Annotated in this window: 27 protein-coding genes, 1 tRNA gene and 1 pseudogene; 10 read left to right on the forward strand and 19 right to left on the reverse strand. The window is 62.0% G+C overall.

Annotated features, from left to right (window positions below; genetic code table 11):
• The first annotated feature begins 45 nt into the window (after positions 1 to 45).
• Complete coding sequence (locus NP503_RS18415) at positions 46 to 777, forward strand: TetR/AcrR family transcriptional regulator (protein WP_127270168.1); 732 nt, start codon at positions 46 to 48, stop codon at positions 775 to 777.
• Here the strand turns inward: NP503_RS18415 and NP503_RS18420 are convergent.
• Positions 774 to 1,382, reverse strand: coding sequence for a flavin reductase family protein (locus tag NP503_RS18420; RefSeq protein ID WP_127270170.1), 609 nt, complete (start codon positions 1,380 to 1,382; stop codon positions 774 to 776). The genes NP503_RS18415 and NP503_RS18420 overlap by 4 nt on opposite strands.
• Entirely contained in the window at positions 1,383 to 1,967 is a 585-nt protein-coding gene (locus NP503_RS18425; protein WP_127270172.1) for a nitroreductase, read from the reverse strand.
• Between the two features lie 152 nt (positions 1,968 to 2,119).
• Here NP503_RS18425 and NP503_RS18430 point away from each other — a divergent pair, with 152 nt between their 5' ends.
• Positions 2,120 to 3,082 (forward strand): hypothetical protein, encoded by a 963-nt coding sequence (locus tag NP503_RS18430; RefSeq protein ID WP_127270173.1) that lies wholly within the window; start codon positions 2,120 to 2,122, stop codon positions 3,080 to 3,082.
• A gap of 24 nt (positions 3,083 to 3,106) precedes the next feature.
• On the opposite strand, the gene NP503_RS18435 is transcribed toward NP503_RS18430, so the two are convergent.
• Complete coding sequence (locus tag NP503_RS18435) at positions 3,107 to 4,045, reverse strand: lysophospholipid acyltransferase family protein (RefSeq protein WP_127301673.1); 939 nt, start codon at positions 4,043 to 4,045, stop codon at positions 3,107 to 3,109.
• 138 nt (positions 4,046 to 4,183) lie between these two features.
• Here NP503_RS18435 and NP503_RS18440 point away from each other — a divergent pair, with 138 nt between their 5' ends.
• Positions 4,184 to 4,681 (forward strand): GNAT family N-acetyltransferase, encoded by a 498-nt coding sequence (locus NP503_RS18440; protein ID WP_127267641.1) that lies wholly within the window; start codon positions 4,184 to 4,186, stop codon positions 4,679 to 4,681.
• A gap of 149 nt (positions 4,682 to 4,830) precedes the next feature.
• Here NP503_RS18440 and thrS read toward each other — a convergent pair whose 3' ends face one another.
• The 4 genes from thrS to NP503_RS18460 form a co-directional block, all read right to left on the reverse strand.
• Entirely contained in the window at positions 4,831 to 6,807 is a 1,977-nt protein-coding gene (gene thrS, locus NP503_RS18445; protein WP_127267642.1) for a threonine--tRNA ligase, read from the reverse strand.
• A 175-nt stretch (positions 6,808 to 6,982) separates the two neighbouring features.
• Complete coding sequence (blaOXA, locus tag NP503_RS18450) at positions 6,983 to 7,810, reverse strand: class D beta-lactamase (RefSeq protein ID WP_127267643.1); 828 nt, start codon at positions 7,808 to 7,810, stop codon at positions 6,983 to 6,985.
• Between the two features lie 148 nt (positions 7,811 to 7,958).
• Positions 7,959 to 8,333: a membrane protein insertion efficiency factor YidD gene (gene yidD / locus NP503_RS18455; protein ID WP_127267644.1), complete on the reverse strand. Its 375-nt coding sequence runs from the start codon at positions 8,331 to 8,333 to the stop codon at positions 7,959 to 7,961.
• A 79-nt stretch (positions 8,334 to 8,412) separates the two neighbouring features.
• Positions 8,413 to 8,577, reverse strand: a complete 165-nt coding sequence (locus NP503_RS18460) for a hypothetical protein (RefSeq protein WP_127267645.1) — start codon at positions 8,575 to 8,577, stop codon at positions 8,413 to 8,415.
• A gap of 92 nt (positions 8,578 to 8,669) precedes the next feature.
• On the opposite strand from NP503_RS18460, the pseudogene NP503_RS18465 reads away from it, so the two are divergent.
• Positions 8,670 to 9,586, forward strand: a pseudogene (locus tag NP503_RS18465) (LysR substrate-binding domain-containing protein).
• An 18-nt stretch (positions 9,587 to 9,604) separates the two neighbouring features.
• Here NP503_RS18465 and NP503_RS18470 read toward each other — a convergent pair.
• Positions 9,605 to 10,051, reverse strand: a complete 447-nt coding sequence (locus NP503_RS18470) for a cell envelope integrity protein TolA (protein WP_127267646.1) — start codon at positions 10,049 to 10,051, stop codon at positions 9,605 to 9,607.
• A 2-nt stretch (positions 10,052 to 10,053) separates the two neighbouring features.
• Complete coding sequence (locus NP503_RS18475) at positions 10,054 to 10,500, reverse strand: iron-sulfur cluster assembly scaffold protein (protein WP_127267647.1); 447 nt, start codon at positions 10,498 to 10,500, stop codon at positions 10,054 to 10,056.
• A gap of 240 nt (positions 10,501 to 10,740) precedes the next feature.
• Here NP503_RS18475 and folE point away from each other — a divergent pair, with 240 nt between their 5' ends.
• From folE to NP503_RS18490, 3 genes are all read left to right on the forward strand, one after another.
• Positions 10,741 to 11,376: a GTP cyclohydrolase I FolE gene (gene folE, locus NP503_RS18480; protein ID WP_027036853.1), complete on the forward strand. Its 636-nt coding sequence runs from the start codon at positions 10,741 to 10,743 to the stop codon at positions 11,374 to 11,376.
• 90 nt (positions 11,377 to 11,466) lie between these two features.
• A complete protein-coding gene (hisI, locus tag NP503_RS18485; protein ID WP_127267649.1) occupies positions 11,467 to 11,928 on the forward strand; it encodes a phosphoribosyl-AMP cyclohydrolase in 462 nt (153 codons plus the stop codon).
• A gap of 84 nt (positions 11,929 to 12,012) precedes the next feature.
• A complete protein-coding gene (locus NP503_RS18490) occupies positions 12,013 to 12,984 on the forward strand; it encodes a patatin family protein (RefSeq protein ID WP_127267650.1) in 972 nt (323 codons plus the stop codon).
• A gap of 7 nt (positions 12,985 to 12,991) precedes the next feature.
• Here the strand turns inward: NP503_RS18490 and recJ are convergent, their stop codons facing one another.
• The 8 genes from recJ to NP503_RS18530 all read right to left on the reverse strand — a co-directional run bounded on the left by recJ (position 12,992) and on the right by NP503_RS18530 (position 20,249).
• The gene (gene recJ, locus NP503_RS18495; protein ID WP_127272496.1) at positions 12,992 to 14,776 is read right to left on the reverse strand and encodes a single-stranded-DNA-specific exonuclease RecJ; all 1,785 of its coding nucleotides are present in this window, start codon (positions 14,774 to 14,776) and stop codon (positions 12,992 to 12,994) included.
• Positions 14,777 to 14,965: 189 nt separating this feature from the next.
• On the reverse strand, positions 14,966 to 15,190 hold the full coding sequence (locus NP503_RS18500; protein WP_127271397.1) for a DUF6434 domain-containing protein: 225 nt from the start codon (positions 15,188 to 15,190) through the stop codon (positions 14,966 to 14,968).
• 73 nt (positions 15,191 to 15,263) lie between these two features.
• Positions 15,264 to 16,247 carry a class II fructose-bisphosphatase gene (gene glpX / locus NP503_RS18505; RefSeq protein ID WP_127271399.1) on the reverse strand — a complete coding sequence of 328 codons (984 nt, stop codon included), beginning with the start codon at positions 16,245 to 16,247 and terminating at the stop codon, positions 15,264 to 15,266.
• Between the two features lie 203 nt (positions 16,248 to 16,450).
• On the reverse strand, positions 16,451 to 16,618 hold the full coding sequence (locus tag NP503_RS18510) for a Thivi_2564 family membrane protein (protein ID WP_013531988.1): 168 nt from the start codon (positions 16,616 to 16,618) through the stop codon (positions 16,451 to 16,453).
• 71 nt (positions 16,619 to 16,689) lie between these two features.
• Complete coding sequence (locus NP503_RS18515; RefSeq protein WP_127272497.1) at positions 16,690 to 17,046, reverse strand: hypothetical protein; 357 nt, start codon at positions 17,044 to 17,046, stop codon at positions 16,690 to 16,692.
• A gap of 132 nt (positions 17,047 to 17,178) precedes the next feature.
• Positions 17,179 to 18,492 carry a homoserine dehydrogenase gene (locus tag NP503_RS18520; RefSeq protein ID WP_127301770.1) on the reverse strand — a complete coding sequence of 438 codons (1,314 nt, stop codon included), beginning with the start codon at positions 18,490 to 18,492 and terminating at the stop codon, positions 17,179 to 17,181.
• Between the two features lie 47 nt (positions 18,493 to 18,539).
• Complete coding sequence (locus NP503_RS18525) at positions 18,540 to 19,757, reverse strand: LL-diaminopimelate aminotransferase (RefSeq protein WP_023810473.1); 1,218 nt, start codon at positions 19,755 to 19,757, stop codon at positions 18,540 to 18,542.
• A gap of 45 nt (positions 19,758 to 19,802) precedes the next feature.
• Positions 19,803 to 20,249: a hypothetical protein gene (locus tag NP503_RS18530; protein ID WP_236382797.1), complete on the reverse strand. Its 447-nt coding sequence runs from the start codon at positions 20,247 to 20,249 to the stop codon at positions 19,803 to 19,805.
• A 43-nt stretch (positions 20,250 to 20,292) separates the two neighbouring features.
• On the opposite strand from NP503_RS18530, the gene phaC reads away from it, so the two are divergent.
• From phaC to NP503_RS18545, 3 genes are all read left to right on the forward strand, one after another.
• Positions 20,293 to 22,128 carry a class I poly(R)-hydroxyalkanoic acid synthase gene (gene phaC, locus NP503_RS18535; protein ID WP_127269943.1) on the forward strand — a complete coding sequence of 612 codons (1,836 nt, stop codon included), beginning with the start codon at positions 20,293 to 20,295 and terminating at the stop codon, positions 22,126 to 22,128.
• 216 nt (positions 22,129 to 22,344) lie between these two features.
• The gene (locus NP503_RS18540; protein ID WP_127272637.1) at positions 22,345 to 23,595 is read left to right on the forward strand and encodes a YcbK family protein; all 1,251 of its coding nucleotides are present in this window, start codon (positions 22,345 to 22,347) and stop codon (positions 23,593 to 23,595) included.
• Positions 23,596 to 23,887: 292 nt separating this feature from the next.
• Positions 23,888 to 23,962, forward strand: a tRNA-Glu gene (locus NP503_RS18545).
• A 378-nt stretch (positions 23,963 to 24,340) separates the two neighbouring features.
• Here NP503_RS18545 and NP503_RS18550 read toward each other — a convergent pair.
• Both NP503_RS18550 and NP503_RS18555 read right to left on the reverse strand, forming a co-directional pair.
• Positions 24,341 to 24,643 (reverse strand): DUF1330 domain-containing protein, encoded by a 303-nt coding sequence (locus NP503_RS18550; RefSeq protein ID WP_127270084.1) that lies wholly within the window; start codon positions 24,641 to 24,643, stop codon positions 24,341 to 24,343.
• 113 nt (positions 24,644 to 24,756) lie between these two features.
• Positions 24,757 to 24,999 (reverse strand): hypothetical protein, encoded by a 243-nt coding sequence (locus NP503_RS18555; RefSeq protein WP_127270086.1) that lies wholly within the window; start codon positions 24,997 to 24,999, stop codon positions 24,757 to 24,759.
• Positions 25,000 to 25,079 lie beyond the last annotated feature (80 nt).

The following is a 25,079-nucleotide window of genomic DNA, read 5'->3' on the forward strand; positions in this document are numbered from 1 at the left end:
CGACCATCGGTCTGTAATTCAAGCGAACTGTGCAGAAGGTTCATCATGCCCCGTGTCATCAAGCATCCAGAGTTCAGGCGAGAAGAGCTTCTGGACCATGCCCAGACCCTTTTCCTGACGCAGGGCTATGACAAAGCGAGCCTCAACGACGTGATTGCGTCCGCCGGCGTCTCGAAGGGCGCCTTCTATCACTACTTCCCCTCCAAGGAGGCTCTTCTGGAAGCATTGGCCCATCGCTTTGCAAGACAGGCACTGGCTGGGGTGCAGGACATAATCGACGATCCGGACCTAGACCCGCTTGGCCGCCTGAATGGCCTGCTCAGCCAGTCGCGGCGGGCAAAGATCGAGACCGCGCCCGAAGCTTGGACTCTTTTCGAGACGATGTTTCGGCCTGAGAATCTGGTGCTTTTCCACCGTATCAATCTGGCCGCCAGCGCGTCGTTTTCACCTCTGCTGGTCAAGATCATCAGGCAAGGGATCGAAGACGGCACTTTCAGGACCTTCGATCCGGAAGGTGTTGCCGACATCGTCATGCAATTCGGCATGGCCACGCATGACGTCGTTGCCAAGGCAATTGCCGGCGGCAGCGACGCCGACATGGAGATCGCGATCGAGGCCCTGGAGAAACGCGTCAGGCTCTACGAGATCGCTCTCGACCGCATACTGGGCCTGCCCGATGGAAGCATCCGGATCGGCGAGCCCGGCTATGTGCGCACCGTCATGACGGCCAGGCGGCGAAAGAGTGCCGGCAAGGCGCTGGCCAAGCCTGATATCTAGTCCTTGTCCCAGCGCGGCCGGCGCATCGAAAACACCTCGTCGACGCTGGCATAATCCATATAGCCGAGACGGGCGACATTGCCGGCCTTGGTGATGTCGAACAGGCCGTCTGTCAGGAAGGCGTCGTCGATGTGCACGCCGACCACTTCACCGGCAACAATCACAGCGCTTGTCGGCGATCCGTCCAGCGCCTTTGGCCGAAAGACTTCCGTCACCCGGCATTCGAGCGCGGCCGGCGCTGCCGCCACGCGCGGCGGCGCCACCAGCCGAGACGGCGCCATGGCAAGATCGGCATAGACGAACTCGTTGACGCCGCGCGGAGCATTGACCGATGTGCGGTTCATCTTCTCCGCGAGATCGCGGCTGACGAGATTGGCGACGAACTCGCCGGTTTCCTGGGCGAAGGAGGCGCTGTCCTTCTCGCCTTCGGAGGAGAACCAGACGATGAAAGGCCGCGTAGAAACGGCATTGAAGAAGGAGTATGGCGCGAGATTGACCTCGCCTGCCCTGTTCAGTGTCGAAATCCAGCCGATCGGACGCGGCGCCACGATCGCCTTCGAAGGGTCATGCGGCAGGCCGTGGCCCTTTGAGGGTTCGTAGAACATTCAGCCCGCCCACGGTCCCGAATAGTCACTGTACAGCTTTGCCGGATCGGGCCGGGGCCGCTCCGGTGCCGGGCCGGCATAGGAGCCGATATGGATGAAGCCGATGACCCGCTCCTGCGGCGCCAGCCCCAGCAGCGCCCTGCCCTCCGGCACATCCGAATACCAGTTGCTGATCATGTTGGTGCCATAGCCCAGCGCATTCGCTGCTATCATCAGGTTCATCGCCGCCATGCCGCCCGACAGGAACATTTCCCATTGCGGGATTTTTGGATTGTCCCTGGGGATCGAAACGACGCCGATCACCAGTGGCGCGCGCGAGAATCGCGCCAGTTCCTGGTTGCGGCGGCCTTCGGACAAGGGACCTTCCCGCTGCTCTGCAAGCGCTGCCAGTTGGCTGCCGATCTCGACGCGGGCGTCGCCACGGTAGAGGATGAAGCGCCAGGGCTCCAACCGGCCATGGTCGGGCACCCGGGAGGCAGCGGCGATCATCGTGGCGATCTCCGCATCGCTCGGCGCCGGCTCCTTCAAATCGGGGATCGGTGCGGAGTTTCGGGTGAGCAGGAAGTCGATGATCGGCGACGCCATGGGCGCAAGTCTCCTGGACATTCTGTTTTGAGCTGAAGCGCACCATCGGGGATTCGGGCGGCTCGGGCATTGGCGCGGGATACGCCGGAGGGAAGAGTCGTTTCAACTCTTAAGCCTTGAAATTGCCACCGCCATGGGCTTCAACGCAAGGCATGTTTGAGGGGACTGTCCGTCTTTTCCTGGTCTGGCTCGGCGCGCTGATATTCATGGCGCCGGTTTCGCTTGCCGTGGCGCAGAACGTCGACGGTGTCACCGACCTGAAGCTTCCGGGAATTTCGAGCTACGCGACGCCGAAAGGCGAGACGTCACTGGCGCTGAGCGGCGGCGGCGCCATCACATTGTCCGCCCAACTAACCGACAAGGGTTCCGACATCACGCGCGGCATCGTCTGGCGGGTTTTCAAGCCCGAAGCCGTCAACGGCAAATTGCCGATGGTTGCCTCCTCCCATGGCGGCACCGCCGTCTTCCAGCTCGAACCCGGCAGCTATCTGGTTCACGCCTCCTACGGCCGGGCCGGCGCCACCAAGCGCATCACTGTCGGCAAGGACGCCAAGCGCGAAAGTCTCGTGCTCGACGCCGGCGGCCTCAAGCTCGACGCAGTGCTGTCCGGCGGCGTGCGCATTCCACCAAAGAAGCTGCGATTTTCGATCTACGAAGGCACCGCCGAGGCCAATGGCGACCGCGCGCTGATCATTCCCGATGTCGAGCCCAACAGCGTCGTGCGGCTCAACGCCGGCATCTATCACGTCGTCTCGACCTATGGCGCAGTCAACGCGGTCATCCGCTCCGACATCCGTGTCGAGGCCGGCAAGCTGACCGAAGCCACCGTCGAGCACCACGCCGCCGAGATCACCATGAAGCTGGTGCGCGAAACCGGTGGCGAGGCGATCGCCGACACATCCTGGTCGCTGCTCAACGAATCGGGCGATCCGATCAAGGAAACCGTCGGCGCCTTCGCCTCGATGGTGCTGGCCGAGGGCGACTACACCATCATCGCCAAGAACCGCGACCGCATCTATCAGAAGGATTTTACGGTCGTGGCCGGGCAGAACCAGGAGATCGAGGTTCTGGCCACCGAGGCCGCGGCGATGGATCCCGAAGAAGGCGCGGACTAACCTTCCGCGGCAGGTTTCCTGTTTTCAGGCTGCCATCTTGGTCCGCGCTGGCAGGAACGGAATCCGGCGGCGCGCCACGATTGGCGCCAGATCGAACACGCCGCGATACAGCCGGTCGAGCAATGCCTTGCGGTCGCGCAACGGCTCCAACTCGCTCCAGCTCAGCACATCGCCGACGCGCACGTCTATCGCCTTGCCGGACAGCCGCGCGAATTCGTGGATGAGCAGCGACGTGCGCAGCGTCAGCGAGGCCTTGCCGACGAATTTCGCCACCCGGCCGTCGCGCTCGGCCATGTTCATCGGCCCGCTGACCAGATGGAACAGCCTGCCGTTCTGCCCGGAAAAATGCATCGGGATGACCGACGCCCTGGCGTCCTGGACGAGACGGGCGGGAAACATCTTCCACGGCAAGTCGCGTGCCTGGCCAAAGCCCTTCGGCGCGGTGGCGACACCGCCGGCCGGAAACACCACGATGGTGACGCCTTCCTTCAACAGCCGCACCGCCTCATGGCGCACGGCCATGTTGTTCTTCAGCGCGTCCTTGGTCTCGGAAAAGTCGATTGGCAGCGAGTAAGGCTCCATCTCGCGGATCTTGAGCAGGTCCTTGTGAATTATCACCCGGAACGGGCGTCCGAGCTGCTCGACCAACGACAGCACGGCAATGCCGTCACCAATGCCGAACGGATGATTGGCGACGATCACCAGCGGCGTGTTCGGCAACTGTGCCGGCGGCCACTGATCCGATGTCCGCACGCGGACGTCGATCAGTTCGAGCATACGGCTGAACACGCGTTCGCCTGTCGGCACGACCTGGCGGCGCCAGAAATCATAAAGTGCTGTGTAGCGGTCGCGGCCCGACAGGCCTTCGACCGAATGAATGAACCAGCGTGTCAGCGCCGGCTGGCGCGGATTGGCATAGGAAAGCTCGGGAAAGGGTCGTTCGCGCAATTTCAGCTTGAGCATGAGGGCTCGTTACAAGGTCGGCGTGACAGGGATATGAAGTAACCGATGTTCCGCCCCCACCGGCACTGGCCCGATGGGGTCAAGGCGCGGAGGCGAGAGCGTCTTGGCGGCCCGACGGTGGTTTGCTACACGAATCTCATGATCATACGACCAGAAAACGCCCATGACATTGCAGAAATCCGCGCGCTGGTCACCACCGCTTTCGACGGTGCGCCATACAGCGCTGGAACGGAGGGAGCCATTGTTGACGCCCTGAGAGCGGGAGGCGCGTTGACGGTTTCCTTGGTGGCAGAACAAGATGGTGAGATCGTTGGTCATGTCGCCTTCTCTTCAGTCAAGATCGACGGCACCGAAGTCAATTGGTACGGTCTCGGGCCAGTTGCAGTGCGACCTGACCGACAGCGGCAAGGCGTCGGTGTTCAGCTAATAGAAGCTGGACTTGACCGGATAAAATCGCTTGGCGCGGCTGGATGCGTGGTTCTAGGCGATCCCGGCTACTATTCCCGATTTGGGTTCAAGGCCGACCCCACTCTGAGGTTTCCAGACGTTCCGCCGGAGTATTTCCAATGTTTGGATTTTGGCCCTGACGCTCGGCAAGGCGTCGTCCTTTATCATCCGGCTTTTTACGGAGCCTAATCCACTTCACAAGGCGTGGTGGTCGCGTCTTCAAGGCAGCGCGTCCTGGCAATCAACCCGATGGTCGCCGACAAGGTGTGAAGGACATACCGCCTACTATGAAAATGGCGGTGGATCGCTCCACCGCCATTTGGTCGAAACCATGCCAATCAAGCCGCGCGTTTGCGCCGGCGGTCGGGTGTAACAGCTTCCTCGGTCAGTTGCGCGATCGCCTGGTCGAGGCCAAGCGATTCCTGGTCGCGCGAGCCCAGCCGGCGCATGTTGACGGTCTGCTCTTCCGCCTCGCGCTTGCCGCAGACGAGGATGACCGGAACCTTGGCTAGGCTGTGCTCGCGGACCTTGTAGTTGATCTTCTCGTTGCGCAGATCCGCTTCCGCCAACAGCCCTGCGGCCTTCAGCTTTGCCACCACCTCGGTCGCATAGCCGTCGGCATCCGACGTGATCGTCGCCACCACCACCTGCAGCGGCGCGAACCACAGCGGGAAATGGCCGGAATAGTTCTCGATCAGGATGCCGAGGAAGCGCTCCATCGAGCCGCAGATCGCGCGGTGCACCATCACAGGCTGCTTCTTCTCGGAATCGGAGCCGATATAGAAGGCGCCGAACCGTTCCGGCAGGTTGAAGTCGACCTGCGTCGTGCCGCACTGCCATTCGCGGCCGATGGCATCCTTGAGCACATATTCGAATTTCGGGCCGTAGAAGGCGCCCTCGCCCGGATTGATCGAGGTCTTGATGCGATTGCCGGACCGTGTCCTGATCGTCTCCAGCACGCTCCCCATGATCGCCTCGGCATGATCCCAGGCTTCGTCGGTGCCGACGCGTTTATCGGGCCGCGTCGACAGCTTGACGCTGATTTCGTCAAAACCGAAATCAGCATAGGTCGACAGGATCAGATCGTTGATGCGCAAGCACTCCGCGGCCAGCTGCTCCTCGGTGCAGAAGATGTGCGCATCGTCCTGCGTGAAGCCGCGAACGCGCATCAGCCCGTGCAGCGCGCCCGACGGCTCGTAGCGGTGCACATTGCCGAATTCCGCAAGCTTTACGGGAAGATCGCGATAGGACTTCAACCCATGCTTGAAAATCTGCACATGGCCCGGACAGTTCATCGGCTTCAGCGCGAAGACCCGGTCGTCATCGGTGTCGTCGCCGGCGACCGTCACCTTGAACATGGCGTCGCGATACCAGCCCCAATGGCCTGACGTCTCCCACAGGCTCTTGTCGAGCACCTGCGGCGCGTTGACCTCCTGATAGCCCTGCTCGTCGAGGCGGCGGCGCATGTAGTTGACCAGGTTCTGGAACATCTTCCAGCCCTTGGCATGCCAGAAGACGACGCCCGGTCCCTCTTCCTGGAAATGGAACAGGTCCATCTCGCGGCCGATCTTCCTATGGTCGCGCTTCTCGGCCTCCTCCAGCATCATCTGGTAGGCTTCGAGCTGCGCCTGATCAGCCCAGGCCGTGCCGTAGATGCGGGTCAGCATCGGGTTGTTCGAATCACCGCGCCAATAGGCGCCGGCCACCTTCATCAGTTTGAAGGCATTGCCGATCTGCCCGGTCGAGGCCATGTGCGGGCCACGGCAGAGGTCGAACCAGTCGCCCTGCGCGTAGATCTTGAGATCCTGATCCTCGGGAATGGCGTCGATCAACTCCAGCTTGTAGCGTTCGCCCTTGTCGGCAAACACTTTTTTCGCCTTGTCGCGCGACCAGACTTCCCTGGTGAACGGCTTGTTGCGCGCGATGATCTCACGCATCTTCTTCTCGATCACCGGAAAATCGTCGGGCGTGAACGGCTCGTTACGGGCGAAGTCGTAGTAGAACCCGTTCTCGATCACCGGCCCGATGGTCACCTGCGTTCCCGGCCATATCTCCTGCACGGCTTCCGCCAGCACATGGGCCGCGTCGTGGCGGATCAGCTCCAGCGCGCGCGGGTCGTCGCGGGTGACGATCTCGACCTTGCCGGACTTGCCGAGCGGATCGCTGAGATCGCGAACCGTGCCGTCGATCGCATAGGCGACCGCCTTCTTGGCCAGCGATTTGGAGATCGATTCGGCGAGGCCAGCACCGGTCATCGCCGCGTCATATTCGCGGACGGAGCCATCGGGAAATGTCAGGGAAACGGAATTCAGCATATATATCTCCTATCCAGTCCCGCAAACGAGCGCGGGTGGTTGAAATGCATGTCGCCCAAAAGTGTATGGCGGTTTTGGGTTACGACATGCATAGGGAAAAGCCGGATGCGTCCGGCAGCGGCTGTCTTTTATGGACAGATTCCGCCGCCGTAAAGCCCGGCTCAAATGTCAGCGTTCATTTGATGAGGAGCGGCAAATCCTTCAGGAACGCAGCCCGGGTCTTGAGGCCCTTTGGCATGTCCGTACGGTTGGCATCGACGACAAGCCGCGCAAAGACGATCTGGCGGCCATCCTTGTTCGCCCATCCGACGAACCAGCCAAGCGAGCGCTTGTCCTGGACCTTGTCGGCGTCGTTGCGCAGCCTGGTGCTGCCGGTCTTGCCTTGCACCGTCCAATCCCCGGCCTGGAAGGTCGGGATGATGGCTGATGTCATGTCGTAGGCCTTGGCCGAGACAGGCAGCTTGCGGGCCAGCAGCTTGCGCAGGAATTCGACCTGCTCGACCGGCGTGATCTTGAGCGAGGAATTCACCCAGGACTTGGTCAAACCATCATTCTTGCCGGGATTACCGGAAACATCGGCATTGCCGTAGTCGAATTTCGAGACATAACCGGCAAAACTCTCAGACCCAAGCCGGCGGGTGATTTCCCGGGAAAACCACAGGATCGAATCTCGCTCCCAGACCACCGGATCGACGGTCTTCTGATCCCGCTTCACCGCGCTGAATTCAGGCTTGTAATCCCAGCTCGGCGTGTGCTCGTCGCTCAGGATCCCGCTGTCATAGCCGATCAGCGACAACGGCACCTTGAACGTCGACGCCGGGCTGAACCGCTGGTCGCACACCCCGTCCTGGTAAAGCGTCTTGCCGCTCGCCGCATCGGCGATCACCGTGCACTGCACGTCCCCCAGCGGCGCCGATTGCGCGCGCAACGGAAATCCCAGCAGCCAGGCGAGCAGGAACAGTATCCCGGCAAAGATGAAGGGAAGACGGTCGAAATTGCGCATTTGTCTGCTCGCTCAAGAGGGGGGTTCGCGAGCGGCTTAGCGAGGTCTCTTGTCTCGATTTTGTCTCAAATGCGCAGTCTTTGTGCAGGCTGTTGTTAACCCTACCGGATCGTAAACGGGCAGAGCCGCCGGTACCTGACCGACGCGATCACCCCTGCGCTTCGCCGCGCTTGCTGCCGATCCGCCAGTACCGCCATGGCGTGAACCAGACATAACGATCCTCCAGCACCTCCGGCACGCGGTCGATGCCATGCGTGCCGAATGGCCCGCAGCGCAGCACACGGAACAATCCCATCCAGCCGCCGGCCCACAGGCCATGGCGGGCGATCGCCTCATGGGCATATTCCGAACAGGTCGGCAGATGCCGGCAGGTATTGCCGACAAAGCCCGACAGCGTCAGCTGATAGAGGCGCACGAGCGACGTGCCGAGGAGACGGCCCGGCGTCTTGCGCCATGGACCGGGCCAGTTGCGGCCGCGTTTCGGCGGCCTGGCGATATGCGCATGCCCATGCTGGTCGCGCACCACAGTCTCCGTATCGCGTTTCCCAGGCGATAGATGTGAGCTTCCACTGGAGAACGCAATCCCCACTCCTTGTGCGCACTCAGTCGTCACGGGCGGAACGGCGAAACGGCTGCCTGTCAGGCGAAGACGCCCACCGGCCACGACTGGTCGGCTCTTCGTAACGCTTTTCATGCTGTCTTCTGTCACGCCATTGAAACGTTGCGATCCGCATGACATCGCCAAAGATGCTCAGCAACTGGATCATGGTCGGTCTCCTTTGACATGGATTAGACCGCCGCTGGCCTTCGCCTTCAAACGAGTATAATTTCCACTTCGGATAATCCTGGGTTATGCGAAATGAAGCGTGGGCGCCTGCCGCTGACGGCATTGAGGAGCTTCGAGGCGGCGGGCCGGCATCTGAGCTTCAGCCGGGCCGCCGAGGAGCTTTTCGTCTCGCAGGCGGCGATCAGCCGGCAGATCCGGGAACTCGAAACCTTCCTGCGCCAACCCTTGTTCGAACGTCACCATCGCCGTGTCGAACTGACCGACACCGGGCGGCGTCTGCTGGAGCAGCTTGTCAGAAGTTTCGACGCCATCGATACCTTGCTTGGAGAACTGGTGGCGACACCGGCGCAGTCCGTGGTCCGCGTCAGTGTCGAGCCGTCGCTTGCATCCGTGTGGCTGGTGCCGCGGCTCAACCGGTTTCGCCAATTGCGGCCTGACATCGACGTCTCGCTCGAGGTCGACCCAAGGCTGATCGAGTTCCGCAGCGATCAGCCGGAGCTTGCCTTGCGCTTCAGCGCGCATGCCACCTCGTGGCCGCGCAGTCAGGCTGAGCGGCTTGCCTCGACGGTCGATTCGCCGGTCCTGTCGCCGGCGCTGCTTGCCTCTGGCCCTGCCCTCGACAGGCCGATCGATCTTGGTCGCTACACGCTCTTGCACGAGGAGAACCGCCAGGGCTGGGCGCGCTGGTTCGAAGCGGCCGGCGTGCCCGCCGACGCCATACCGGCGCGCGGGCCGATGCTGGCGGATGCGTCGCTTTCAAAGCAGGCCGCCTTGCTCGGACATGGCGTGCCTTGGGCGATCTCTTGCAGATCGGCGCGGAAATCGCATCCGGCGCGCTGGTCAAGCCGTTCGACATCGACGTCGCATCCGGCGCCTATTGGCTGGTGGCCAGAAACTTGCGCGACCTCTCGGAACCGGCCGCCGCGTTCGCCGACTGGCTCAGAAGCGAATTTGCCGAAAGCAGGCGGGTGCTGGAAGCGCAGGCTTGAACCTTCCGGCCGGGCCCGCTACTTGGCCTTCTTGCGGTATTTTTCGAAGAGTTTGTCGAGCGTATCCGCGGCCGGAAGCTCGCCCGGTGAGTCTTCTCCCGGGTTGAATGTGAGGATGACATCGCGCCACATATCATAGTGGGCAGCATATGATGTCAGCCTGGGAAATGGCGCGCAGCGTGCGATGGCCCGGACAGCGGACTCGGCAACCTTGTCCGGCGGCGTCGTCACAGGACCGAGGATTTTTGGCGGGCCTGCGAGTGACCCGTCCTTGTTCAGACTGATCTGGACGCGTGCAATGCTGTGGGTGTTTGCAGGCATGTTCCAACAATGCTGGATTGCCTTCATGAGATAGTCGCCGATATCGCGCTCGACCGCTACGTCTGCCCGGCTCGGGGTCCCGCCCAACGCGAGTGAGCCAGCAAGGCTCCCGGCAAACACCAGGCTTTGGTAGCCAAACCCCAAGGTCAGGCCGCTTCTTCGGCGCGCTTCTTCTCGATCTGGCCGATGGCGTCGACCACGGCATCGAAAGTCAGCATGGTCGAAGCGTGCCGCGCCTTGTAGTCGCGCACCGGCTCCAGATATCTGAGGTCGGCGAAGCGACCGTCCGGCGGGGCGCCATTTTCCTTGAGCATCTTCAGCATGGTGTCGCGCACCGCGCGCAATTCCTCAGCACTCGCGCCGACGACATGCTGCGCCATGATCGATGACGACGCCTGGCCGAGCGCACAGGCTTTCACGTCATGGGCAAAGTCCGTGACCAGGCCGTCCTGCATCTTGAGGTCGACGGTGACCGTGGAACCGCATAGCTTGGAGTGAGCCTTGGCGGTCGCGTCAGGATGATCGAGACGGCCGATGCGGCCAATGTTCCCGGCAAAACCGAGAATTTTCGCGTTGTAGACCTCGTTTATCATTATTTTCCAATCCGTCGCCGCCAAGCGAACAGCGATTGCCGCTGTCGTGTCTTCCTTTCGCTCGCTATGACCTTATATAATGCTGGCAGTCCGGTATCGACAAGAACGACGAAAGCCAATGTCCTTGCCGGGAAGTTCACGCCACTTACGGGGCTGGAAACGGGGCGAGTTTCCGACACCGAAAGGTCGTGGTCCGTTCAACTCGTTCCTCCGCCGAGAGGGACTACGGGAGACGCCTTTATGGATGCCGTCATCAAGAAGCTCATGCCACAGTCAGCCTATATGGAAAAGCCGGTCACCGACCGGCCAAGCGAAGCCGAAGTCGAAGCCGCCGTGCGCACGCTTTTGCGCTGGACCGGCGACAATCCGGACCGCGAAGGGCTGGTCGACACGCCGAAGCGGGTGGCAAAGGCCTATCGCGAAATGTTCGGCGGCTACGACATGTGCCCGGCGGACGAGCTCGGCCGCACCTTCGAGGAGGTCGCCGGCTACGATGACCTGGTCATCGTCAAGGACATAACATTCCATTCGCATTGCGAGCACCACATGGTGCCGATCATCGGCAAGGCACATGTCGGCTATCTGCCGGATGGCAAGGTTGTCGGCCTGTCCAAGATCGCCCGCGTCGTCGATATCTTCGCCCACCGCCTGCAGACCCAGGAGGCGCTGACGGCGCAGATCGCCGGCGTCATCCAGGACGTGCTCAATCCGCGCGGCGTCGCCGTCATGATCGAGGCCGAGCACATGTGCATGGCCATGCGCGGCATCCGCAAGCAGGGTTCAACTACGCTGACCTCGACCTTCACCGGCGTCTTCAAGGATACGCCCGAAGAGCAGGTTCGTTTCGTGACCATGGTGCGTGGCGGCGGGATCTGAATGGCCCTCGCCGGCCATCAGACCATGATCCCGAAAAGTGGAGACCGGTTTTCGGACAAGATCATGGTCAACGAGGAAAATGGACCGGCGATGTCGGCACTGGAATTTCCAAAAGCTCCGTCGGACAAGAAAGCGCTCGAGGAAGGCGCGGTGTTCTCGCCGCGCTTCGATGCAGCCGGGCTGGTCACGGTCGTCGTCACCGATGCCGGAGACGGCATGCTGTTGATGCTTGCGCATATGAATGCGCAAGCACTGGCACTGACGCTGGAGACCGGCATCGCCCACTACTGGTCGCGCTCGCGCAACGTGCTTTGGAAAAAGGGCGAAACATCAGGCAATTTTCAGCATGTCGTCGAGATGCTCACGGATTGTGACCAGGATGCCATATGGTTGCGCGTCAAAGTGTTGGGCCACGACGCAACCTGTCACACCGGCCGGCGTTCATGCTTTTATCGGACGGTGGGGCTGGTCGATGGCAAGGGGACGCTTGCCGGCGACGGCAGCAAGCCGCTGTTCGATACGGAAAACACGTATCGGAAACCACCAGCTTGAACCTTCTGCCTGACACCAACCACACAGATTCATCATTTCGATACGGCCCGCTCGTATAGTAGCCGTGGGACAAGGGAGATCATGATGCTCGAGTGGGCGTCATTGCGTAACAGACCAGATGTCAGGGAGGCCAACGGCCTATCCTCGTCAGGCGGCGCGTCCGAAACGAACTCCCAGAAGAAAACAGCCATTTCGCTCGCCTTGGGTGGCGGTTGCGCCCGCGGCTGGGCGCATATCGGCGTGCTGCGCGCGCTCGACGAAGCCGGCATCGAAGTGTCGATGATCGCCGGCACCTCGATCGGCGCGTTGGTCGGCGGCTGCTATCTCGCCGGCAAACTGGACGAGCTCGAAGAATTCGCCCGCAGCCTGACCAAGCGACGCATCTTCGGCCTGCTCGATCTCAATTTGCGCGGCAGCGGCCTGTTCGGCGGTATGAAGCTCGATGCAAGGCTGCGCGAGCACATGGCCGGCATTCGTTTCGAGGACCTTGCCAAGCCGTTCGTCGCGGTCACCTCCGAGATCCGCACCGGCCACGAAATCTGGCTGTCGAGCGGCTCATTGATCACCGCCATGCGCGCCTCCTACGCGCTGCCCGGCGTGTTCGAGCCGGTGAATTGCAACGGCCGCGTGCTGGTCGACGGCGCGCTGGTCAACCCGGTACCGGTATCGGTCTGCCGCGCCTATGAGCAGCCGCTCGTCGTGGCGGTCAACCTTCACTATGATCTGTTCGGCCGCGCCGCCGTCATCAAGCATAGCGCCGGCGAGTTGGTCGTTGAAAAGGACGCGCCGCGGCCTGGTCAGATCGACGCCGAGCGCCAGTCGCATCAGACGCGGCTCGGCATCACCGGCGTCATGGTCGAGGCCTTCAACATCATTCAGGACCGCATTTCGCGCGCCAGGCTTGCCGGCGACCCGCCTGACATGTCGCTGCAGCCGAAGCTCAGCCATATCGGCCTGACCGAATTCCACCGCGCCGACGAGGCGATCAACCTCGGCTATCAGGCGACGATGGCGCAGATCGGCGAACTGACCCGGCTGCAGACCGTTCTCGCCTGATCAAAGCCTACGCACGAGCCGCATCGGTGATGCGAAACTGCACGGTGCGGTTGCCATTCCAGTAGTTGCCTGACAGCGAACCGGCGACGTGGATCGTCTTGCCCCGGTTCTTGAACAGGAATTCGCCAAGTGCGGTATCGACAGCGCGAAAGGCGATCGCCTGGATGCGGCCGCCGCTTTCCGATTGCAGTTCGACGCGGATGTGGTTGGTGCCGACCGGCCGCGCATCGGCCAATCGGTGGCGCGGCAACGCGAAAACAGGGGCCACATGCCCGGCACCGAAGGGTCCGGCCTGTTCCAGCGCGTCGAGCAGGCTGAGCGTCGCGCCTTCAGCGGCAAGTGCGCCGTCTATGGCCAGGCTTTCCTCGCCCTGCAGGCGAAACACGTCGGCTGCCGCCCGTTCTTCGAAAAACGCCCTGAGTTCGCCAAGCCTTGCCCGCTCCACGGTGATGCCCGCCGCCATGCCATGGCCGCCGCCCTTGACGATCAGACCGGCAACGGCCGCCTCGCGCACCAGCCGGCCGAGGTCGAAACCCGAGACCGAGCGGCCCGAACCGGTGCCGATGCCCACAGCATTGAACGCGATGGCGAAGGCGGGCCGCCGGGCATGATCCTTCAATCGCGAAGCGAGCAGGCCGACAATACCCGGATGCCAGCTGTTGGAGGCGGTGACGACGATAGCCGGGCCATTGCCGCCGGCGAGCTCTGCATCGGCCTCGACGCGCGCCGCCGCGAGCATCTCCTGCTCCATCAACTGCCGTTCCTGATTGAGCCGGTCGAGCGTCTCGGCAATGGTGCGCGCCTCGACCGGGTCGTCGGTCGCAAGCAGCCGGCTACCAAGTGCGGCATCGCCGATGCGTCCGCCGGCATTGATGCGCGGGCCGATCAGATAGGCCAGATGGAAAGTGCTGATCGGCTCGCCGATACGCGACACGCGTGCCAGTGCCGCCAACCCTTCATTCTTCTGCTGGCGCGCCATCTGCAGCCCCTTGACCACGAAGGCGCGGTTGACGCCGGTCAGCGGCACCACGTCACAGACTGTGGCCAATGCCACGATATCAAGCAGCGAAAGCAGGTCCGGCGGCGTAGCATCGGCCATGCGGCCGCGCAGGATCCTGGCCGTCTGCACAAGGGCGAGGAAGACCACGCCGGCGGCACAGAGATGGCCCTGCCCGGAAAGGTCGTCGTCGCGATTGGGATTGACGACGGCAATTGCCGCCGGCAAGGCACCGCCGACCTGGTGGTGGTCGAGCACCACGACATCGGCCCCAGCCTCGTTGGCGGCATCGATGGAAACGGCGCTGTTGGTGCCGCAATCGACAGTGACGATCAGTGTCGCGCCACGCGAAACAAGTTCGCGCATGGCATCCGGGTTGGGCCCATAGCCCTCGAAAATACGATCCGGAATGTAGATTTCCGACGGCACCGAGAAATGCGTGAGGAACCGCTTCAGCAAGGCCGACGAGGCGGCGCCGTCGACATCATAGTCGCCGAAGATCGCCACCTTTTCCTTGGCCATCACCGCGGCGGCGATGCGGGCCGCCGCCCTGTCCATGTCGGTCAGCGATGCCGGATCCGGCAGAAGATCGCGGATCGTCGGGTCGAGAAACCGCTCGGTCTGTTCGGCGGTAACACCACGGCCGGCAAGCACCCGCGCGACGATGTCGGGCACGCCATGGCCTTGCGCGATGGCGAGCGCAATCATGTCCTGGCGTTCTGTCAGCCGATGTTCCCAGGAAATCCCTGATACTGACTGCCTGACATCGAGGAAGAGGCGTTTTTCGCCGGTCATACGCTTTGCCAACTCATCGTTGGCCGCACGATAATGCATGTCGCCCATAAGTGGGCAGCGGTTTTGGGGCGACGACCTGCATTGGCAACAATTTTAAGCGCGTCGCGTTCACGCGACGCTCTATAGGCCAAAGGCAGGCAAAGCCAAGCGATTCACGGATGTGCGCCGTCCCGGAATAGGTCAAGAAAACTACGCTTTCCGCTTTTCAGCCTGGCGCCGAAGCCATTCGTCGGCCGCATCGCCCATCGTCTTTTCCACACCGTCCTTGAGCCAGGCCATGAAAGGCCGGTCAAACCTGAATGCATCGCCGCATTCCCGGATGAGAAAGCGACGCACATTCTGGGTGTTGCGATAGAACTTTGTGATGGCGGTGGCACGCGAAATCGGATCCGCATGCCAGTCGAACGGTTCCATCGTCAAATCCTTGCAGCCAGCATCGGATGCGCCCGAATGGCTAGCAATTGCAAGGTGGCTTCGCAAGCGAGCGTCAGAACTTATCCAGATCCTGATGGCGGGCCTTGATCTCGCGCACCGTCCGCGACGACGAGCGCAGCACGATCGTGTGGGTGGTGATGTAATTGTGGCCGAATTTGACGCCAGCCAGCATGTTGCCGTCGGTGACACCGGTGGCCGCGAACAGCACATCGCCGCGCGCCATGTCCTCCGTCCGATAGACCCGTTTCGGATTGGAAATACCCATCTTTGCCGCGCGAGCAACCTTTTCCGGCGTGTCGAGGATCAGCCTGCCTTGCATCTGGCCGCCGGTGCAGCGCAGCGCGGCAGCGGCCAGCACGCCCTCTGGTGCGCCGCCAGTGCCGAGATAGATGTCGATGCCGGTTTCTTCCGGATCCGTGGTGTGGATGACGCCGGCGACATCGCCATCGCCGATCAGCCGGATCGCGGCACCCGTGGCGCGCACGGCATCGATCAGCCTGGCATGACGTGGCCGGTCGAGAATGCAGGTGGTGATATCCGATATGGCCACGCCCTTCGCCCTGGCGAGGCTGGCGATGTTCTCAGCCGCCGAGGCGTCGATGTCGATGACGCCGTCCGCATAGCCCGGACCGATGGCGATCTTGTCCATGTAGACGTCGGGCGCAAACAGCAGGCTGCCCTTTTCGGCGATCGCGATGACCGCGAGTGCATTGGGCAGGTTCTTGGCGCAAATCGTCGTGCCTTCGAGCGGATCGAGCGCGATATCGACGGCCGGACCTTTGCCGGAGCCGACTTCCTCGCCGATGTAGAGCATCGGCGCCTCGTCGCGCTCGCCTTCGCCGATCACCACCGTGCCCTTGATGGCAAGCCGGTTGAGTTCCTGGCGCATGGCGTCGACTGCGACCTGGTCGGCCGCCTTTTCGTCGCCGCGCCCGCGCAGCCTGGCGGCCGCGACGGCGGCTCGTTCGGTGACGCGCACCAGTTCCATGGTGAGTATCCGGTCAAGGCCGGCGACGATGTTCTGGGCCACATTCATCTGGTGATTTCCTCGTTGGCAATGCGGCCTCCCGCCGGAGGCGGCCTGTTTTGTCAAACCAGCATGACAACGGCAAGACCTACCGAGGATTTTATCGAATACCCAACAATATCAATCGATTAAACCGCATCCTTAAACAAGACTGGCCCGATCGCCGTGCGCCGGGCCAGTCTCAAAACGGTAAAAATGGCGGCGTTCGCGGCCTAGAAAACCGCGAGGTATTTGAGCAGTGAAATGATGCCGATGATGATGACGATCACCTGAACTATCTGTCTCATCCGGCCATCGAGCGGCAGGCGTTGAACCAGATAGAGAACGAGGATGATGACGAGGAATGTGATCAGGATGCCGATCAATGCTGATGAAGCCATGGTGCCCTCCTTAAAAGTGATGTGCTGAAAACAAGCGAGTGGGCCGGAAGCCCGGCCCTATCGCGCTGCGGTCAATACCAGCGGCGGGAGGTATCGTTCGTCGATTGACCAATGGCGAAGCCGGCCAGAAAGCCGAGCAGGCCGATCACGCCGACCAAAGCTGTCGTCGTACCTGGATTTTCACGCGCGACCTCCGAAACAGCCTGAGCCTGGCTGCGCAGCTGTTGCGCCGTACGCGAAGCGCGGCTCGCGGCCGTGTCGTACAACTCGGACGCCTGTTCGCCGGCGTCGTCGAGCATCTCCGCGCCCCGCGCCGAAATGCTCTTGTTGATCCTGGTGATCTCCTTGCGCAAATCGGCAATCTGCTTTTCCAGCGTCTTCTGGATGTCGTCGATATTAGGGGTGTCGGACTTGTTGGTATCGGCCATGAAGCGGTTCCTCTGGTTGCTGACCAAGAGAACGGCGACGACACCAATTCGTTCCCGCGTGGCGGCTGTCCCCACCAGACCAGACCTCAATGCCTGCGGGATTCCTGTCCCGCAGGGCCTATCGGGCGAAAGCTACCCTGCCCGCTCGATGCGGATGACCTGCGGCTTGTCGGTCAGATGGCCATCCTTGGTGATGCCATCGACGGCCTTGCGCACAGCAGCCTCCGTCGTCTCGTGGGTGACGAGGATCACCGTCTTCTGTGCCGCCGCCTCGCCATTGACCGCGTGCTGGACGATCGATTCCAATGAAATGTCATTATCGGCCATGCGCTTGGCGATTGCCGCGAAGACGCCGATGCGGTCATGCACGGTCAACCGGATGAAATAGCCGCCGGCATGGCTGCGCATCTGCGCCTTCTTGTAGGGTTTCAGCTCCTTCGCCGGCCGTCCAAAGACCGGACCATGCTGGAAGCCTGGCCGGCTCTTGGCGATGTCGGCGATGTCGCCAATGACGGCCGAGGCGGTGGCGTTGCCGCCGGCACCGGGGCCTGACAGCAGCAGTTCGCCCAGAATGTCGGTCTCGATCGCCACCGCATTGGTGACGCCATGCACCTGCGCGATGACCGATGCCGTCGGCACCATCGTCGGATGCACGCGCTGCTCGATGCCGCTCTCGGTGCGCTGGGCGACACCCAGCAGCTTGATCCGGTAGCCAAGATCGGCGGCCGCGCGGATGTCGGCCTGGGTGATGTTGGAGATACCTTCCATATAGATGTCGTTGGCGGCGATCCTGGTGCCAAAGGCAAGGCTGGTCAGGATCGACAGCTTGTGCGCGGTGTCGTGGCCCTCGATGTCGAACGTCGGATCGGCTTCGGCATAGCCCAGCCGCTGCGCGTCCTTCAGGCAAGCATCGAACGAGATGCCCTCGGCCTCCATGCGCGTCAGGATGTAGTTGCAGGTGCCGTTGAGGATGCCGAACACGCGCGTAACCGAATTGCCGGCCATCGCCTCGCGCATGGTCTTGATGACGGGAATGCCGCCCGCCACCGCCGCCTCATAGTTGAGCAGAACACCCTTTTTCTCGGCGATCTCGGCCAGCGCCACGCCATGCTTGGCCAGCAGCGCCTTGTTGGCGGTGACGACGTGACGGCCGGCTTCGAGTGCCGCTTTCACCGACGAGCGCGCCGGGCCCTCGTCGCCGCCGATCAGTTCGACGAACACGTCGATTTCTGCGGTCTGCGCCATCTTGACCGGATCGTCGAACCACTTTGCCGAGCTCAGATCGACGCCGCGATCGCGCTTCTGGTCGCGCGCCGAGACGGCGGTGACGATCACGTCACGGCCGCACTGGCGGGTCAGTTCCACCGCTTTGTCGCGCAGCACGCGCGCCACCGACGCGCCAACGGTGCCGAGGCCGGCAATTCCAACACGCAATGCTTCAGCCATGTCCGGCGACGTCCCTCAAAGTCAGATCGAATTTGCGTGCGGCAAGCTTACCGGTGAGCGGAGAGCGGCACGACGTTGTTGGGCTGCTTGGCGCTGGTCGACAGGAAGCGCTTGATGTTGCGCGCCGCCTGCCGGATCCTGTGCTCGTTCTCGACCAGAGCGACGCGCACGAATTCGTCGCCATGCTCGCCGAAGCCAACACCGGGCGCCACGGCCACGTCGGCATGTTCGATGAGCAGCTTGGAGAATTCGAGCGAGCCGAGATGTCGGAACGGCTCCGGGATTGGCGCCCAGGCGAACATCGATGCCGCCGGTGCCGGAATGGTCCAGCCAGCGCGGCCGAAGGCATCGACCATCACATCGCGGCGCTTGTGGTAGATGTCGCGCACTTCGGCGATGTCGGCGCCGTCGCCATTGAGCGCATGTGCCGCCGCCACCTGGATCGGCGTGAAGGCGCCGTAATCGAGGTAGGATTTCACCCGCGTCAGCGCCGAGATCAGCCGCTCGTTACCGACGGCAAAGCCCATGCGCCAACCGGGCATGGAGAAGGTCTTCGACATGGAGGTGAATTCGACGCAAACGTCGATCGCGCCAGGCACCTGCAGCACCGAAGGCGGCGGATTGCCGTCGAAATAGATCTCCGAATAGGCAAGGTCGGACAGGATGATGATGTCGTTCTTCTTGGCGAAGGCGACCACATCCTTGTAGAAATCGAGCGAGGCGACCAGCGCCGTCGGGTTCGACGGATAGTTGAGGATCAGCGCCAGCGGCTTCGGGATCGAATGTTTGACCCCGCGCTCGAGCGCCGGGATGAAGCCGTCGTCCGGCTCCACCTGCAGCGAGCGGATGACGCCACCCGACATGATGAAGCCGAAGGCATGGATCGGATAGGTCGGGTTCGGGCACAGGATCACGTCGCCGGGCGCCGTGATCGCCTGCGCCATGTTGGCGAAGCCTTCCTTCGAGCCAAGCGTGGCCACCACTTGCGTGTCGGGGTTGAGCTTCACGCCGAAGCGCCTGCCATAGTAGGCGGCTTGGGCGCGACGAAGGCCCGGAATGCCGCGCGACGAGGAATAGCGATGCGTGCGCGGGTCGCGCACGACCTCGCACAATTTGTCGACGATAGCCTTGGGCGTCGGCAGGTCCGGATTGCCCATGCCCAGGTCGATGATGTCGGCGCCACGCGATCGGGCGCTGGCCTTGAGCCGGTTGACCTGCTCGAACACGTAAGGCGGAAGCCGGCGAACCTTGTGAAATTCTTCCATGGCAGTTCCAGACAGCGAAGGGGGTGTTGGGCGCGCGCTATATACTTATTTGCAGGTAGGGTCGAGGGCGGGGTCGCATTTGGCTTCGATCTGCTTCAGCGTTTCGTCGCCATGCTTCTTGGCCAAATCCGTCAGCGCCGCCTGGTTGGCGACCTTCGGGCCGCCGCCCTTTGCCGCCTGCGCATTCTCATCCGCCTTCAATTGCGCGAGCTTGGCGTTCTTCTCGGCTTCGGTGAACTGAGGCGCCGCCACTTGCGGCTTGATGTTCAGGTTCGGAAAGGTGCCGGTATCCTTCGGCCCCGTACCCGCAGCGACAGGCGTCGGGCCATTCGTGTTGGTGCTCGAGCACCCGGCAATCCCGATGAGGACGATCGCCGCGCCGATGCGGCAAAAATGTCCGGCACCGAAAAAAACAGTTTCGCCAATATTAATCGTCATATTGTTTCCTTGGCAGCCGAGGTAGAGCGAGATTGGCCCGGTCGGATGTCCCATGTTAATATGTCAAGAAAAGGCCTCGGGAGGAACCCCGCCAACCATGTCCAAAACACCCGATTCGGGCAAAGCGGAAGATGACGAGCCTTCGACCGTCGAGCAATATCTGGTGAAGGACCCGGAACGCTTCGCCCTGAACATGGCGCGCATGATCGAGCAGGCCGGCAAGGCCGCTTCCGCCTGGGCCGAGCCGCGCGAAAAAGGCGACGTGCGCGACCATGTCGCCGAGCCCGTTGTCGATATGGTGAAGACCTTTTCCAAGCTCAGCGAATACTGGCTTGCCGATCCGCAGCGCGCGCTGGAAGCGCAGACGCGGCTGTTCTCCGGCTATATGACGGTCTGGGCCAACGCCATTCAGCGCACCAGCAACGCCGCGCAAGACACCGAAGACGCGGTCAAGCCGGAGCGCGGCGACAAGCGGTTCCTCGACCCGGAATGGGGCCGCAACGCCTTCTTCGATTTCCTCAAGCAGGCCTATCTCGTCACCTCGCGCTGGGCGGCCGATCTGGTCGAGCACGCCGAAGGCCTTGACGAGCACACCCGCCACAAGGCCGGCTTTTACGTCAAGCAGGTGTCCAACGCCATCTCGCCGTCGAATTTCATCCTGACCAATCCGGAACTGTTCCGTGAAACCGTCGCGTCGAACGGCGAAAACCTGGTGCGCGGCATGAAGATGCTGGCCGAGGACATCGCCGCCGGCAAGGGCGACCTGAAGCTGCGGCAGGCTGACTACTCACCCTTCGAGATCGGCAGGAACATCGCCACCACTCCCGGCAAGGTGGTCGGCCGCAGCGACGTCGCCGAAATCATCCAGTACGACCCGGCGACCGAGACGGTGCTCAAGCGGCCCTTGCTGATCTGCCCGCCATGGATCAACAAATTCTACATCCTCGATTTGAACCCGCAGAAATCCTTCATTCGCTGGGCGGTTGAACAGGGCCACACCGTGTTCGTCATCTCCTGGATCAATCCGGACGAGCGCCACGGCACCAAGAGTTGGGAAGCCTATATCCGCGAGGGTCTGCAATACGGCCTCGACACCGTCGAGAAGGCCACCGGCGAACGCGACGTCAACGCGATCGGCTATTGCGTTGGCGGCACGCTTCTGGCGGCGGCACTGGCGCTGATGGCGCAAGAGGGCGACGACCGCATCAAGTCGGCGACCTTCTTCACCACGCAGGTCGACTTCACCCATGCCGGCGACCTGAAAGTGTTCGTCGACGAAGAACAGGTCGCCGCTGTGGAAAAGTCGATGAGCGAAAAAGGCTATCTCGACGGCACCAAGATGGCGACCGCCTTCAACATGCTGCGCTCAGGCGACCTGATCTGGCCCTATGTCGTCAACAACTACATGCGCGGCAAGGATCCCCTGCCCTTCGACCTGCTCTACTGGAATGCAGATTCCACCCGCATGGCGGCGGCCAATCACTCTTTCTACCTGCGCAACTGCTATCTTGAGAACAACCTTTCGCAAGGCACGATGGAACTGGCGGGTCACACGGTTTCGCTTGGGGACATCACCATCCCGGTCTACAACCTCGCCTCCAAGGAAGATCACATCGCGCCGGCGCTTTCGGTGTTCCTCGGTTCGAAATATTTCGGCGGCACGGTCGAGTATGTGATGGCCGGGTCGGGCCATATCGCAGGGGTCGTCAATCCGCCGGCATCCAACAAATACCAGTACTGGACCGGGGGTACGCCGACGGGCGACTTCAGCCAGTGGATAGCCAATGCCACCGACCATCCAGGATCCTGGTGGCCGCACTGGCAAGACTGGATAGAGGCCAAGGACAACACCCGCGTGCCTGCCCGCAAACCGGGCAAGCATATGAAAACCTTGGGTGATGCTCCCGGCACCTATGTGAAAGTACGTGTGTAACGGACTGTAATGTGTGGTGAGTTGACGGACCGCCAAAAGCGGGCGAAATGGTGTCGTCAACCATCAAGCGGCCGTAATTCGACAATCACCGCAAAAATACTTCCAGGCTTGCGGATTTGACACAGGTCTCGTTTCCGGATCGGAGACAAAGGTCACCTTGGCATCGACGCATGCGTGTGGCGCCAAGGATATACCGACCGGACATCGAGGGGGAATTTGACTTTGAAATCAGCAGGATGGAGCCTCGCAAAGGGAGAACGCCGCGCCATTGTGGCAGCGCTCTGCTCCTTGCTTCTGGCCTCCTGCACTTCGGCTGGCGACCCGACAATGTCGGTCGGAATGCCCGGTTACAATGCCACCGCATCGGATATGAATGCTGCCTCAAGTGGCAAGTCGGCCGCTGTCGCCGATTCGTCCGAGGTCACGACCGAGCAGACGACCGTGATGACGGCGAGCGATACGGCGCTGCCTGAAAAAGTCGCCTACGTGCCTATGTCCAAACCGGGAGCTGCCTTTCCGCTGACCACGCCGGCGGGCGCCGAAACCATCGTTGGAAACACGCCGCAATCGCTGACGCAGCAGGCACAGACCGCGCCGCAAACCGACGCGGTCGCCCAGCAGATTGCCGCGGTCGACGGCGACGTGGCGGCGCCGAAGCCCGCTGCCGCTCCGGCCATGAACAACCCGGTCTATGTGACGGCTGGCGAGATGCCGCAGGCCGAAGCACCAAAGAAGAAAGGCTTCCTCGCCTCGATGTTTGGCGCAACGCCAGCCTCGGCGACACCAGCCCCCATCATCAGCAACGCCCGGACGGGCGAGCAGCCCCCGGCGCAGGCAAAAGCGACGCCAGCAGCGGCAAAGCCGATCATCACGCTGGCCTCGGCCAATTCCACGGCCAAGCCGGTGCAACTGGCTTCGCTCGGCGACGATAGCAATCACATCACGGGTAGCGACGCCCTGCCCGGCGTGCGCCAGACGGCCCTGTTCGAGATCAAGCGCAAGTCCGGCCTCGACGACGAAAGCGACGTCGACCTCAACGAGGATGAGGGGCCAATCGGCGGCTCCTATCAGGTTGCGTCAGCCGCCGGCATGGCCCGGTTGGCGCCCAACGGGCTGCTCAAGCAGAACGAGAGCGTCGATGTGGCCTGCCTGAAGCCGTCGCTGGTGCGCGTGCTGAAGACGATCGAAGGCCACTACGGCCGCAAGATGACGGTGACGTCGGGCTATCGCGACCCGGCCCGCAACCGGCGCGCCAACGGGGCCAAGAATTCGCTGCACATGTATTGCGCCGCCGCCGATATCCAGGTTCCCGGCGTTTCGAAATGGGAACTGGCGAGCTACATCAGAAGCATGCCCGGCCGCGGCGGCGTCGGCACGTACTGCCACACAGAATCGGTTCACGTCGACGTCGGCCCCGAGCGCGACTGGAACTGGCGCTGCCGCCGGCGCAGCGGCGGTGACGGCTAGTCTAGCAGACGGTCTTAGGCCTATTAGCAGCCAAGATCGTACCGGTGACCATTCTGAGCATTCGGGATTAGCCGAAGCCTCCCACAAACTTCGTCATCCTAGGGCGAAGTAGGGCGAGGCTCCGTCGCGGAGACCCTGGGATGACGAAACGATGGGTGTCGCCGCTAATTATCAAAGCCTGCCAACCCTCGGGAAATCGTTGATTTGGCTGGCCCGGAAAAAAGTTGTCCAAGGTGGCACCTGACGGGTTGCCGGTTGCGCACAACACCAGTATAAGCCGCTTCGTCTGAGCGCGCCCATCGTCTAGCGGTTAGGACACCGCCCTTTCACGGCGGTAACAGGGGTTCGATTCCCCTTGGGCGTACCAGAAAAATAATGCGTTTAGCGCAAACCTCCCTCCCAATGTGGCCAATTTCGCCTGGCTCTCTGCCGCGGTCTTCAACTGACGCGCAGTCTTCCGCGATCACACCATAGGCTAACGCGGCCACACAGGTCATAATCCTGCTACAAAGTGGTCGATTCCTCAGGGATGTAGCCGCTCCAAGAGCCCGCCGCAGGTCGCCCCCGTGGCGGGCTTTTCATTACACGGTCGAGTTGGGTTCTCGGGCACCGCGACAATGAGAAAGCCCCGCAGTGGTAAGCCCGCATTTATTGCCTGGTTTCCCGGCTTTAAACAGCTGACTGCGAGGTGTACGGATTCGGGCAAAAAAGCCGGATACTACCTGATTAAGGCGAGCCACCACGGTCAAAGAGTGGGTGTTGCAACCCCCTCGAGCGCAATGATCCTGGTGTTGGCGCAACGCTTCCGGATTTCAATAAGGCGGGCGTATTCCGCCGAATTGTACCAGCCCATCAACGACGTCATGTCGGGGAATTCGATAATAACCAAACGGTGTGGCTCCCAATCGCCCTCCAAGACTTTGGTCGCACCGCCACGACCTAGATATCTCCCACCATAACGCTCCTCGGTGGCTGGCACATCCCGCCGGTATTCCTCGAACGCGGCAGCGTTCTTTACGTCTACATCCGCTATCAGATAAGCGGCCATTTGCGCTTCCTCCTTCTCGACGGCGCCCGACCGTTACGCTCCGGTCGCGGGGGCGACGCCCGCCGGTCAAGACGCCCCTCTTCAGCGCTTCACCGGCAACCGCCGATGCGAAGTCAAAAGCCTGTTATAATCCACGGATTGGCGTCGTATCCGAGGCGCGGCTCTGCTTTTGCGCCGCTATCTCCCGATTTGGCGGTTCCGGTGAAACCACAGTCCAGATTTGGTGCGGACTTCTTGGCTGACGGGTTGGTGGAACATAAAGCGGCGGCGTCACTGACCGCCGCCTTCTTTTCCTTGGCAACAGCGACACCAGCCGCAGCGAAAACGACAGCCGCGCAAAATACAGCCACTCTCATTGGAACCCCCACATTGCACCCGACGGATGGTCGGACATGACCTAGCGTCACCTTAATATTAGCACTACGAAATATATTAT

It is taken from the genome of Mesorhizobium sp. SEMIA396, from assembly GCF_024518615.1.
GTDB lineage: Bacteria > Pseudomonadota > Alphaproteobacteria > Rhizobiales > Rhizobiaceae > Mesorhizobium.

Coding starts and splice junctions, on each gene's coding strand:
- NP503_RS18415 (WP_127270168.1), top strand. CDS start 46: ATGCCCCGTGTCATCAAGCATCCAGAGTTCAGGCGAGAAGAGCTTCTG.
- NP503_RS18420 (WP_127270170.1), bottom strand. CDS start 1,382: ATGTTCTACGAACCCTCAAAGGGCCACGGCCTGCCGCATGACCCTTCG.
- NP503_RS18425 (WP_127270172.1), bottom strand. CDS start 1,967: ATGGCGTCGCCGATCATCGACTTCCTGCTCACCCGAAACTCCGCACCG.
- NP503_RS18430 (WP_127270173.1), top strand. CDS start 2,120: ATGTTTGAGGGGACTGTCCGTCTTTTCCTGGTCTGGCTCGGCGCGCTG.
- NP503_RS18435 (WP_127301673.1), bottom strand. CDS start 4,045: ATGCTCAAGCTGAAATTGCGCGAACGACCCTTTCCCGAGCTTTCCTAT.
- NP503_RS18440 (WP_127267641.1), top strand. CDS start 4,184: ATGATCATACGACCAGAAAACGCCCATGACATTGCAGAAATCCGCGCG.
- thrS (WP_127267642.1), bottom strand. CDS start 6,807: ATGCTGAATTCCGTTTCCCTGACATTTCCCGATGGCTCCGTCCGCGAA.
- blaOXA (WP_127267643.1), bottom strand. CDS start 7,810: ATGCGCAATTTCGACCGTCTTCCCTTCATCTTTGCCGGGATACTGTTC.
- NP503_RS18460 (WP_127267645.1), bottom strand. CDS start 8,577: ATGATCCAGTTGCTGAGCATCTTTGGCGATGTCATGCGGATCGCAACG.
- NP503_RS18475 (WP_127267647.1), bottom strand. CDS start 10,500: ATGATAAACGAGGTCTACAACGCGAAAATTCTCGGTTTTGCCGGGAAC.
- folE (WP_027036853.1), top strand. CDS start 10,741: ATGGATGCCGTCATCAAGAAGCTCATGCCACAGTCAGCCTATATGGAA.
- hisI (WP_127267649.1), top strand. CDS start 11,467: ATGTCGGCACTGGAATTTCCAAAAGCTCCGTCGGACAAGAAAGCGCTC.
- NP503_RS18490 (WP_127267650.1), top strand. CDS start 12,013: ATGCTCGAGTGGGCGTCATTGCGTAACAGACCAGATGTCAGGGAGGCC.
- recJ (WP_127272496.1), bottom strand. CDS start 14,776: ATGACCGGCGAAAAACGCCTCTTCCTCGATGTCAGGCAGTCAGTATCA.
- NP503_RS18500 (WP_127271397.1), bottom strand. CDS start 15,190: ATGGAACCGTTCGACTGGCATGCGGATCCGATTTCGCGTGCCACCGCC.
- glpX (WP_127271399.1), bottom strand. CDS start 16,247: ATGAATGTGGCCCAGAACATCGTCGCCGGCCTTGACCGGATACTCACC.
- NP503_RS18510 (WP_013531988.1), bottom strand. CDS start 16,618: ATGGCTTCATCAGCATTGATCGGCATCCTGATCACATTCCTCGTCATC.
- NP503_RS18515 (WP_127272497.1), bottom strand. CDS start 17,046: ATGGCCGATACCAACAAGTCCGACACCCCTAATATCGACGACATCCAG.
- NP503_RS18520 (WP_127301770.1), bottom strand. CDS start 18,492: ATGGCTGAAGCATTGCGTGTTGGAATTGCCGGCCTCGGCACCGTTGGC.
- NP503_RS18525 (WP_023810473.1), bottom strand. CDS start 19,757: ATGGAAGAATTTCACAAGGTTCGCCGGCTTCCGCCTTACGTGTTCGAG.
- NP503_RS18530 (WP_236382797.1), bottom strand. CDS start 20,249: ATGGGACATCCGACCGGGCCAATCTCGCTCTACCTCGGCTGCCAAGGA.
- phaC (WP_127269943.1), top strand. CDS start 20,293: ATGTCCAAAACACCCGATTCGGGCAAAGCGGAAGATGACGAGCCTTCG.
- NP503_RS18550 (WP_127270084.1), bottom strand. CDS start 24,643: ATGGCCGCTTATCTGATAGCGGATGTAGACGTAAAGAACGCTGCCGCG.
- NP503_RS18555 (WP_127270086.1), bottom strand. CDS start 24,999: ATGAGAGTGGCTGTATTTTGCGCGGCTGTCGTTTTCGCTGCGGCTGGT.